Source organism: Natrialba swarupiae, assembly GCF_008245225.1.
In the GTDB taxonomy this organism is placed as follows: domain Archaea; phylum Halobacteriota; class Halobacteria; order Halobacteriales; family Natrialbaceae; genus Natrarchaeobius; species Natrarchaeobius swarupiae.
The window spans coordinates 409,551-419,252 of the sequence record NZ_VTAW01000001.1 but is presented as its reverse complement, the minus strand read 5'-3'; the positions used below and the strand labels follow the sequence as shown (position 1 = coordinate 419,252).

The 9,702-nt window shown below is 62.4% G+C and carries 7 protein-coding genes; 6 read left to right on the top strand and 1 reads right to left on the bottom strand.

Annotated features, from left to right (window positions below):
• Positions 1-1,226: cache domain-containing protein (locus FYC77_RS02070; RefSeq protein WP_202911754.1), on the bottom strand; the 1,226-nt coding region annotated here is incomplete at its 3' end.
• Positions 1,227-1,431: 205 nt separating this feature from the next.
• Between FYC77_RS02070 and FYC77_RS02065 the strand changes: the two genes are divergently transcribed.
• From FYC77_RS02065 to FYC77_RS02040, 6 genes are all read left to right on the top strand, one after another.
• Entirely contained in the window at positions 1,432-2,463 is a 1,032-nt protein-coding gene (locus FYC77_RS02065) for a phosphoribosylaminoimidazolesuccinocarboxamide synthase (RefSeq protein ID WP_149079815.1), read from the top strand.
• A gap of 125 nt (positions 2,464-2,588) precedes the next feature.
• Complete coding sequence (locus FYC77_RS02060; RefSeq protein WP_149079814.1) at positions 2,589-2,795, top strand: hypothetical protein; 207 nt, start codon at positions 2,589-2,591, stop codon at positions 2,793-2,795.
• A 158-nt stretch (positions 2,796-2,953) separates the two neighbouring features.
• Entirely contained in the window at positions 2,954-3,169 is a 216-nt protein-coding gene (locus FYC77_RS02055; protein WP_149079847.1) for a MarR family transcriptional regulator, read from the top strand.
• Complete coding sequence (locus FYC77_RS02050) at positions 3,156-3,734, top strand: HTH domain-containing protein (protein WP_149079813.1); 579 nt, start codon at positions 3,156-3,158, stop codon at positions 3,732-3,734. Before FYC77_RS02055 ends, FYC77_RS02050 begins: the two co-directional genes overlap by 14 nt.
• 165 nt (positions 3,735-3,899) lie before the next feature.
• Positions 3,900-5,129, top strand: a complete 1,230-nt coding sequence (locus FYC77_RS02045; RefSeq protein ID WP_149079812.1) for a S8 family serine peptidase — start codon at positions 3,900-3,902, stop codon at positions 5,127-5,129.
• Positions 5,130-5,435: 306 nt separating this feature from the next.
• Positions 5,436-9,647, top strand: coding sequence for an LAGLIDADG family homing endonuclease (locus tag FYC77_RS02040; protein WP_149079811.1), 4,212 nt, complete (start codon positions 5,436-5,438; stop codon positions 9,645-9,647).
• The last annotated feature ends 55 nt before the right edge of the window (positions 9,648-9,702 follow it).

The window sequence follows — 9,702 nt, the reverse complement described above, 5'->3', positions numbered from 1 at the left end:
TGCCCGATTTCGTCGATTCGGCCGTCGGTGGTGATCTCGACGTCGGTATCGCCGTCCGAGAGTGCGGTGGCGTCGTCAGCCAGATCTCCGAGGGTACTCGCGGTCGATCGGCCGACAGTTGCACCGATGACGAGGAGGGTCGCAACCGAGACTCCGATGAGTGCGATCAACGACGTTGCGACGTTGTCGGCGAGTGCATATGCGTTCGACTGGGTTGTGTGCGTAACCAACACCCAGTCTGTCCCCGGCACCAGTGCGTATCCGGCGACTTCGTCGGTGTCGTCGAACTCGACTGCTCCCGGTTCGTCCGCCCCTCGTTGGATGACCTCGTCGGCAGTTCCGTCCCGGTACGTCGAGTAGAGTTGTTCGTCGTTCTGGGAAAGCAACACGTCGTTTTCTCCGTAATCGACGACCTCGACGTGGCTATCTTCGTCCGTACTGTCGAATCCGTCGGCCAGTTCGGACGCCGAGACGAGGATCATGATCGCGCCGTTGCTATCGGAGTGGTCGACCGGACTGATGAACGCGACGACGTCCTCCCCGTTGTATTCGAACGTGTCCGTATACGTCGAATCGAGTCGCATAACGACGATATCTTCGTACGCGTGCTCGGTCGCCGCGCCGCGGGTTCGGGTGTGCACGGTCAGATCGAGTTCGGTGACGTCGGTTCCGATGTCGTCTTCGTTCGTACTCTGGGTGATCGTATCCGTCTCGAGGTCGACGTGGTGTATGGAGTGGATGCTGTCCGGCCCGCGGATGTGCTCGTTTTCTAAGGTTAGCTGAATCCGGTGATCCGAACGGTCGACGATCCGCTCGTTGTTCGCGAGCATCTGTGCCGTCTGCTCGTATCCGCCCAGTTCGTTACCGAGCTCTTCCGCTTCGAACTCGGCTGCCATCTGGATTTCGTCCTGGGAGTTCTCGGTGATCTGGTTCGAGATGTCGAGATAGAAAAACCCCGAGACGAGAGAGATCAGTACCACCGCGAGGAGAATACCGATACCGAACTTGGCGACGTAACTTCGTCGAATTCGATCGGGAACGACCCGTGACAGCATCGACGGACTGCCGTCGGAACTCTTCGGATCACCGCCCGACCCGTCTCGATCGCTGCTGGCATCGGTCGTGGTCGAGGGAATCCGCTCTCGAATGCCGTCGAAAATCCGCTGTTTCAGTTCGGACAGCCGCTTCCGAGTGCCGTCCGGACCGAGTCGTGGTGGCCGTGGCATTTCCGAAAACGTTCCACTATGTTATAAAATCAGTTGTGGCCCCACTTATAAACGGTTCCGTGAATTTCGATACTTTCGTGGCCGCTGGCGGATAATTTACGTCGTGACTGTGGCTGGCTGGAACCGATACTGAAACCTTCTTGGGGGACCGCCTCGCGAATGCGAATATGAACGACCGCGATCGTTCCGGAGCGGGGTGGCGTCGGTGACGAGCGTCAAGGAGTTTCGAGTCGAAACCGAACCCACCGCGGAGTCACTCGGGCAAGGTGCGTTCGTCTTCACCGACGACTACTCGGTGTTCGACTGGGGCAAGATGCCGGACCGCATCCCCGAGAAGGGTGCAAGTCTCTGTACGATGGGCGCGTTCAACTTCGAGTTGCTCGAGTCGGCGGATATCCCGACCCACTACCGTGGCGTCGTCGAACGGGACGCTGCCGACGGCGAGGTCGTCGCCCTCGAGGCCGTCGACGAACCGCCGGTCGAGATGGCGATCGATCTCACGCAGGTGCCCGAGCTTCCGAACGAGGGCCGGGAGTACGATTACGACCACTATCACGACGCCGCCGGCGAGAACTATCTGATCCCACTCGAGATCGTCTTTCGTAACCGCGTTCCGGAGGGGTCGAGCCTTCGCCGACGCACCGAGCCGGCCGATCACGGACTCGAGCTCGACGGCTGGCCGGCGGAAGCCGTCGATCTGGCGGAGCCGATCGTCGAGTTCTCCACGAAATACGAGGAGAGCGACCGCTACCTCGAGCGGGCGGAGGCCGACTCGATTGCTGGCCTGGCCGACGTTGACGACCTCGAGTCGCTGGCACGGGAGGTCAACCGCGTGATCACCGAGCAAGCCGAGTCCGCCGGCCTCGACCATCAAGACGGAAAAATCGAGTGTCTCTACGTCGACGGCGAGATTCGCGTCGCCGACGTCGTCGGCACCTTCGACGAGAACCGGTTTAGCTACGAGGGAACGCAACTCTCCAAGGAAGTCCTCCGGCAGTATCACAAGCGCACGCAACCGGAGTGGGTCCAGTCCGTCGAAGCGGCGAAAGCCGAAGCCAAACGCGAAGGCGTCGCCGACTGGCGAACCCTCTGTACGACCGACCCCGACCCACTCGAGGACGCCGTTCTGACCGTCGCCCACGATATGTACTGTGCCGGGGCAAACGCGTACACCGGACGGGAGTTCTTCGACGCCCCGCCGCTCTCGAGTGCGATCGGGGCCGTCCGTCGGCTGTAGCTCGGGCGACGTCACCGTGTCCCTAGTTGACACCTTACAGGGCTCGACGCGCCCGATATCGGCGGATGGTCGATCGATTCAGTAACCCTCATATGCAGGGACTGACGATCGGGTACTGAACACAGATGACTCTCGCCAGTCTCGTCGCATCGAGTATCGTCCCGTCCGACCCGGCCAGCGCGATCGCTGTCGTCGCGACCGTCGCCCTCCTGGCGTTCGTCGGTTTCATGGCATTTCTCGCGCTCGCACCCGTCGTCTCGTCGTCGTGGGCGAGCCGACTCGGCGGAACTGCGTCCGCCGGCTCGTCGATCGAAGCCAACGAAGCCGACTGATCAGGACCGCTGTCTACTGAGACCGATTGCTGTATCGATCTCCCGCGGCCTCGCAGAGCGGATCGCAGGCCCACCGGCGCTGACGGACAGCGGGTAGTGTGAACAGGTCACTCACCCAACCTTTATGTTGCAACTCGTTGCCGTCTTGGCTGGCTATGATGTCCACGAGTGAACAGAATCTTGCAGTACCGGACGATCTTGCCTCACCACAGGCCAAACTCGTCTACGTCGCGCTTTACGCGACCGGTGAGGCGACACTGAGAGAACTCCAGCGATTACTGGGGCTCTCGAAACTCACGCTCCTTCCGACGCTCGAGTCGCTCGTCTCGAGGAAGTACGCTCGGCGCACGGAGGGTGGGTATGCCAGCCGGTGAGACGGCGACGGCCGAGACGGCGTTCGACCCGCCGGCGGAGTGTCACGTCGTCTGTTACGTGCGCTCGCATCTCCCCGGTTCGATCGCCGGCACGGTCGAAACCGTCACCGACCGACTCCGCCGTCTCAGCGAGGAGGGACGACTCGCCGGCTGTCGAATCGACCACTGGCCCCCGGAGCGCCACGCCGTGGCCGGCGCTGCGGAGCGAACGAGTCGGGACGACCTCCTCCGCGAGTTCGAACGGTGGGCCGAACGACACGGGTGCTCGCTCGAGCCCGGATTTCGACGCGAGAGTCGGCCGACGTCCCGGTTCGTCGTCGACTCCAAACCCGCGGCCGACGAACGGATTCGGGTTCCGGTCGTGGCACTTGCGCTGTACGACGGCCCGCCGTCCGAAGCCGCCGACGTTCGGGGCGTGATCCCGCGGACGGAGCCTCGAGATGCGGGCGACGAACGGACGATCACCGTCGACGAGTGGCTGGCCGCGGTCGAGACTGGCGGACGTGAGCCGACCGTAGAGACCACGATCGGGTCCCCGATGTCGTCACTCGAGGGGGGACGGTGAGCCCGGCAGTCGACGTCCCGAATCATCGAGTTCGTCCCCGCCAATAGTCGCGACGATAATCCCTAACTGTCTCCGGCATCTGGCGTTTCTTCCGGAGGAAACTGTTATGGTGTCTTTACTCTTTTGTTCACGTACTGCTCACCGCGTCTACGTAACCCCCCCAGTATGCTCTCCACCCGGTCCCTCCTCGTCGTCGCGACAGCCGTCGCACTCGTCGTGCCGGTGGTCGCTCTGGTCGCGGTACCGGTCGTCGACGTCGGCACAGACGGATCGACGCTCTCGCCGACCGACGGTGAATCGACCGGCGACGCCGACTCGGCCGGATCGACGTCCGATCGCGGCTCCGCCGACTGGAACCAGGACGATCGATCGGCGGAGTCGATCACCGTGGCGGTCCTCGATACGGGGATCGACGACGACCACCCCGACCTCGAGGGGACCGTCGTCGACAGGATCGACCTCACGGAGGCTGCGGGCAGCGGGGAACGCGACGAGTACGGTCACGGCACTCACGTCGCGGGCGTCCTCGCGGGAACCGGCGAGGCGAGCGACGGCCAGCACGTCGGCGTCGCACCGGGCGTCGATCTCGTCGACGTCCGGGTTCTCCGAGCGGAGGGCGACGGCGACGCCGACCGGATCGCATCGGGGATCGAGTACGCCGTCGACGACGCGGACGCCGACGTCGTCCTGTTGAGCCTCGATTTCGGCGGAACAGACGAGGAACGGATCGCCGAGAGCATCGCGTGGGCGGTCGACAGCGGTGCCGTCGTGGTCGCCTCGGCGGGCAACGACGGGGAACCGCGGACGATCGGCACGCCGGGAACCGAACCGGAGGCGAAGCGACTCGACGTCCGTGTCGTCGACGAACGGAACGAGTCCGTTCCGAACGCGACCGTTCGCGTCGGCCATCGGGGAGAACACGAGCACCTGACGGCGACGGCCGAGACCGGATCCGACGGCGCACTGTCGGTCGGCGAGGACGACGTTCCCGGCGTCGCGCTGTCGGGGCCCACCAGCGTCGTCGTCGAACCGCCAGCCGACGGCCCACACGTCGACGAATCCGCCGGCCGAAACGTCACCGTCACGGGCGAGAACCGCACCGAGACGGTCGTCCTCGAGACTCCTCCGCCCGAGGCTGCCCTCTCGAGCAACCGCGAGTGGCTGCTCGAGGGAACGCCGGTGACCCTCGAGGCCGGCGACAGCGACGTTCCGGCGGGCGTCGCCGAGTATCGCTGGGACGTCGACGGCGACGGATCGACCGATCGAGTGACGAACGAATCGACGACCCGGTACACCCCCGATACCGGCGAGTCCGAACCGTCGGTGACGGTGGTCGACGCGGTCGGGAAAACCGACACCGACTCGACGTCGATTCGCGTCGATCAGGTTGGGTGACTGTCGCTCTATAGTAGCCACTGAACGTCAATGCACACCCGATCGCCAGATGGATCGGCAATCGGTGTGTGAATCGTTTCAGTTGTGACTATAGTTGACGTGTCTTCGACCGAGATGGTCCTCGATCCCAAAGCATGTTGGGTGCAGATATATACGATCAGGAATAATTGAAACAATCGAGGCCGCAGTCCGGTCGAGGGAGTACAGGGCCCGGCGTGTGAGCGACCGGTCGACGCGGCCCGAGGACGATCAGTTTCGCCCCGCTTTGCCACCATTTATACGCGATGGAAGCCGTATACCACTGCAATGGCGCAAGCGGGAAATACGGAACTCGTCGACGCATTCGAGCAGTTCTTCCGCAACTACTACGACAACGAGATCAAACAGCTTGCGCAGCGATACCCGAACGAACAGCGGTCGCTCTCGATCGACTGGCAGGATCTCTACCGATTCGACCCTGACCTCGCGGACGACTTCCTCAATCAGCCCGAACAGCTCCAACGCTACGCGGAGGAGGCGCTTCGGCTGTACGACCTCCCGATCGACGTCAGTCTCGGGCAAGCCCACGTTCGAATTCAAAACCTTCCAGGGACCGAATCGCCGGAGATCAGGGAGATCCGCGCCCGCAACATGAACTCCCTCGTTCAGGTTCGTGGCATCGTTCGCAAGGCGACCGACGTCAGACCCAAAATCGAGGAGGCCGCCTTCGAGTGTCAGCTCTGTGGGACGCTCAACCGGATACCACAGTCGAGCGGCGACTTTCAGGAACCCCACGAGTGCCAGGGCTGTGAACGCCAGGGCCCGTTTCAGGTCAACTTCGACCAATCGGAGTTCGTCGACTCACAGAAACTCCGCATCCAGGAGAGCCCCGAGGGACTGCGCGGCGGTGAGACTCCCCAGTCCCTCGACGTCCACATCGAAGACGACATCACCGGCGAGGTCACCCCCGGCGACAACGTCTCCGCCACCGGCGTCCTTCGCTTAGAGCAACAGGGAGACGGTCAGGACAAATCACCCGTCTTCGACTTCTACATGGAAGGAATGTCCGTCAAGGTCGAAGAAGAGCAGTTCGAGGACATGAACATCACCGACGAGGACAAAAAGCGGATCTACGAACTCTCGAACGAAGAGGTGGTTTATGACCGAATGATCGCCTCTATCGCCCCTTCGATCTACGGCTACGACCAGGAGAAACTCGCGATGATCCTCCAGCTCTTCTCCGGCGTGACGAAGCAGTTACCCGACGGCTCGAGGATTCGTGGAGATCTGCACATGCTCCTGATCGGGGATCCGGGTACCGGGAAGTGCGTTCGCGGCGATACGAAAGTCACACTCGCAGACGGGCGTGACGTCCCGATACGTGAAATCGTCGAGTCCAATCTCGAGGACCCGAAGCCGATCGACGACGGCTGGTGGGACGAGATCGATCTCGCGGTGCCGTCATTGCAAGACGGCGGATCGATCGCACCACAGCGTGCGACGAAAGTCTGGAAACGCGAAGCGCCCGAGCGAATGTATCGAATTCGAACCTCGAGCGGACGAGAACTCGAGGTGACGCCGTCGCATCCGTTGTTCTGTCCGACCCCCGACGGTTTTCGGGCGGTTCGTGCCGACCGGCTGTCGACCGGCGATCGGGTCGCTGTCACGAACACGGGACGGAAACCCGTTTCCCAGTCAACCGCTACCGACGCGCTGGCCGACGGTGGGGCGGTGATCGAACACCAGTCCACAGACACCGATCGCATCGTCTCGATCGAATCGCTCGAGCCCGACTACGACTGGGTATACGACCTCGAGATCGCTGGCACGCACAACTACGTCTCGAACGGCGTCGTCTCGCACAACTCCCAGATGCTGGGGTACATCCAGAATATCGCCCCGCGGTCCGTCTACACTTCCGGTAAGGGTTCGTCTTCGGCCGGTCTCTGTGTGACCGGAGACACGCTCGTCCACACCGACGACGGCTTCCAGCGAATTCGAGACATCGTCACCGATCGGCTTCCGGAGCCGGTCGATGCCGAAACGGCAGTCGAGGACGAGATCGATCTCTACACGTTCGATCGTGACAGCGGCTCGCTCGAGACGCGAGCGACGTCACACGTCTGGCGGATGCCGCCGAAACAGTGCCGTCGGATCGAGACGGCTCGAGGAAAGGAACTCGAAGCGTCACGAAATACGCCAGTGTTGACCTGTGGTGACGACGGCTTCGAGTGGAAACCGATCGCCGAGGTCGAAGCCGGCGAGTACGTCGCCGTCCCGGAGTACGACGACGTCGACCGTTCGACGCCACCGATCGAGGAGTATCTCGAGTTCACTAACGAGAAACTGAAGCTCGCCGACGAGTCGATCGTTCTCGTCCGACGTCGGCTCTGTGAGGGGTTCGGAACGCTCCGCGAAGCGGCTGCGGCGCTCGATTTCCCCGAGGGTTTCGTCTACGACACGATACGGAATCGACACGTTCCACTGGATCGTCTCGAGCGAATACTCGATGCGATCGATCTCGAACTTGACGACCTCTCGATCGATCGGGCAATGCTTCGTCACGGGGACAGCATCGATCTCCCCGACGAGTTCGACGACGATCTCTGCTATCTACTCGGACTCATCTTCGGCGATGGCGACATCATGCTCTCTCGACGCGGTGAGAATCGGGGACACGTTCGAATCACCAACAGCGACGAGGCGATCCTGGAGCGCGCGACCGAAATCGTCGACGATACGTTCGACAAACGCCCCGAGATCGAGTATCAGGACGGCAAAGCCCCGTGTATCCGGATCCACAGCGCGACCATCGCCCGATTCGTCGCGAACGTCGGGATGGTGACACCGAAGGAGAACCTCGAACTCGATCCCGCGCTGACGACCTCGGAACACGCCGACGCCTTCCTCCGTGGACTGATGGACGCGGATGGCTCCGTCTCCGCACGGACTAACGGCGGCTCGAGCATCCACCTCTCGACGATCAGCGAGGAGTTTGCACGCCAGGTCCAACTCATGCTCGAGACGCACGGTGTTCGATCCCGCGTTCGTGAGCGCGATTACCGTGGCGTCACCGTCCTCGAAAACGGTCAAGAGACCGAGTCACAGCACGTCCAGTATCATCTCGAGTGCTACGGTCGAGACATCGACCGATTCGCCGACGCGATCGGATTCGGCTGTCCGGAAAAACAGGCAGCGCTCGACGGTATCGTCGGCGATGCTGTCCGGCGCGGGGAGAAGATGCCGGACGGCGGGGCGCTCGCGACGGTCGACGCCGCCGCCGGCGAGTACTATATGAATATCAATCGGGGCGACAACCCGGGTCGCGAGCGAGCCAGACGGATGCTCGCCGACGTCGAACTCGGAGGGGCGGAACCGATCGTCGAAGAAGCAGTCGAAGCCGATCTGTGCTGGGACGAGGTCGTCGCCGCCGTCGATACTGGCGAGAAGGAAGTGTTCGACCTCACCGTCCCAGAGACACACAACTTCGTCGCAAACGGCGTCGTCACTCACAACACGGCTGCCGCCGTTCGCGACGACTTCGGTGATGGACAGCAGTGGACGCTCGAGGCCGGTGCCCTGGTTCTCGCCGATCAGGGAATTGCGGCGGTCGACGAACTAGATAAAATGAGGTCTGAAGATCGGTCGGCCATGCACGAGGCCCTCGAGCAGCAAAAAATATCCGTAAGCAAGGCCGGAATTAATGCAACTCTTCAATCCCGGTGTTCACTGCTCGGTGCGGCGAACCCCAAGTACGGCCGGTTCGACCAGTACGAGCCGATCGGCGAACAGATCGACTTGGAGCCGGCGTTGATCTCGCGGTTCGACCTGATTTTCACCGTCACGGACCAGCCTGACGAGGAAAAAGACAGGAACCTCGCCGAGCACATCCTCACGACCAACTACGCCGGCGAGTTGACGACCCAACGCGAGCACATGCCATCGCTCGACGTGAGTCAAGACGAGATCGACGAGATGACCGAGACGGTCGATCCGGATATCGATGCCGAACTCCTACGCAAGTACATCGCGTTCGCCAAGCAAAACTGCCATCCGCGAATGACCGAAGAGGCCCGCGAGACGATCCAGGAGTTCTACGTCGACCTGCGCTCGAAGGGGGCCGACGAGGACGCGCCGGTGCCGGTGACGGCACGAAAACTCGAGGCGCTTGTCCGACTGTCGGAGGCCAGCGCTCGGGTTCGGCTCTCGGATACGGTCGAGCAGGCGGACGCCGAGCGGGTGATCGAGATCGTTCGCACCTGTCTCCAGGACATCGGTGTCGATCCCGAGACCGGCGAGTTCGACGCCGACATCGTCGAAGCGGGAACGTCGAAGTCCCAGCGCGACCGGATCAAGAATCTGAAAGGGCTGATCGGGGAGATCGAAGACGAGTACGACGATGGGGCCCCGGTCGACATCGTCCTCGAGCGCGCCGAAGATATCGGGATGGACCACTCGAAGGCCGAACACGAGATCGAGAAGTTAAAGCAGAAAGGCGAGGTCTACGAGCCGAGTACGGATACGCTCCGGACGACCTGATCGCTCGTACCACCGGCTCTCGAGTCTTCGGCCGTACCGCACGTTCGAGCCGAGA